Consider the following 1784-nt stretch of genomic DNA (forward strand, 5'->3'; position numbering starts at 1 on the left):
GCCTACGGCCAGGCCGGAGCCATTGAGGGTGTGCACAAACTCGTTCTTGCCTTGCGCGTTCTTGAAGCGGGCCTGCAGGCGGCGGGCCTGGAAGGCTTCGCAGTTGGAGACCGAGCTGATTTCGCGGTAGGTGTTTTGCGCGGGCAGCCACACTTCCAGGTCGTAGGTCTTGGCGGCGCCGAAGCCCATGTCGCCGGTGCACAGCAGCATGACGCGGTACGGCAGGCCGAGCTTTTGCAAAATGGCTTCGGCGTGGCCCGTCATGGCTTCCAGCGCTTCGTAGCTTTTGTCGGGGTGCGTGATCTGCACCATCTCGACCTTGTCGAACTGATGCTGGCGGATCATGCCTCGGGTGTCGCGGCCGTAGCTGCCGGCTTCTGAGCGAAAGCACGGCGTATGGGCGGTGTACTGAAGCGGCAAGTCAGCCTCGGCGACGATTTCATCGCGCACGAAGTTGGTCAGCGGCACCTCCGACGTGGGGATCAGGTACAGCGCAGTGCTTTCGGCTTCGGCTGCACCCTCTTGCCCGCCCTTTTTGGCGGCAAACAAATCTTCTTCAAACTTGGGCAACTGGCCGGTGCCGCGCAGTGAATCGCCATTGACGATGTAGGGCGTGTAGCACTCGGTGTAACCGTGCTCGGCGGTTTGCACATCAAGCATGAACTGCGCAAGCGCGCGATGCAGGCGCGCCAGCGGGCCTTTCATCACGGTAAAACGCGAACCGGTCAGCTTGGTGCCGAGTTCAAAGTCCAGCCCCAAAGGCTGGCCCACGTCGACGTGGTCTTTCACTTCGAAGGAGAACGCGGCCGGCTCGCCGCCCAGGCCTTCGATCGGGCTCCATTTGCGTACTTCGACATTGCCGGCTTCGCCCGCGCCTTGAGGCACGCTTTCATGCGGCAGGTTGGGCACAGCCAGCAGCAGGGTTTGYATGTCGGTCTGGATCTGATCCAGCCGCGCAGCGGAAGATTCGAGTTCGGCCTTGGAAGCGCTCACCTGCGCCATGATGGCGCTGGCGTCTTCGCCCTTGGACTTGAGCTGACCGATCTGCTTGGACAGCGTGTTGCGCTGGTTCTGCAGCTCTTCGGTGCGGATCTGCAGGGCCTTGCGTTCGGCCTCCAGCGCCTGGAAGGCTTCCACATTGAGGAAGGCTTGCGGGGTTTTACGGGTTTCCAGCCGGGCAATAGCCGAAGGCAGGTCTTTGCGAAGCAGGTTGATATCTAGCATGGGGCCATTGTATTTTGTAGGGCTGCGGTGGACAGGGCCCGTTCAGCTCAGTTCAGGCTGGCCGGGTCCAGGTTGGCACCGCAGATGATGAGGCAGACTTTTTCGTCGGCGCGCGGACGGTAGCGGCCGCTTTGCAGCGCGGCCAGCGGCAGGGCCGCCGCGGGCTCCACCGCCAGTTTCAATTCTTTCCAGAGCCATAGCTGCGCGGCGCGTATCGATTCGTCAGTCAACAGCAATGCATCGCGCACATGTGCCTGGGTGGCGTCCCAGGCCAGGCTGCCGATGCGTTTGGCACCCAGTGAGTCGGCGGCGATACCGCTGACGGCCACGTCCACCGGCTCACCAGCCTCGCGGGCTTTGTACAAGGTGGGCGCCAGCTCAGGCTCCAGCGCCACCACACGGCTGCGCTGCTCAAACCAGCTGGCCACGCCGCCAATCAGGCCGCCGCCGCCCACGCTGACGAGCACGGAATCAGGCACGCCACCCTGCTGCTCAATCTCTGCCGCCATGGTGCCGGCGCCGGCCAGCACTTCTGGCTGGTCATAAGCGTGTGTCAGCAG

The 1784-nt window shown here is 63.3% G+C and carries 2 protein-coding genes; both read right to left on the bottom strand.

Translation table 11 applies throughout. The features are described 5' to 3' along the window. Positions 1 to 1224, bottom strand: a 1224-nt coding sequence (serS, locus tag AC1DWI_RS21610) for a serine--tRNA ligase (protein ID WP_477725725.1), incomplete at its 3' end; no start/stop codon positions are given. Between the two features lie 47 nt (positions 1225 to 1271). Then, a partial coding sequence (locus AC1DWI_RS21615) for a pyridoxal-phosphate dependent enzyme (RefSeq protein ID WP_477725726.1) occupies positions 1272 to 1784 on the bottom strand: 513 nt, incomplete at its 5' end.

Source organism: Polaromonas sp. P3_C2, from assembly GCF_056402675.1.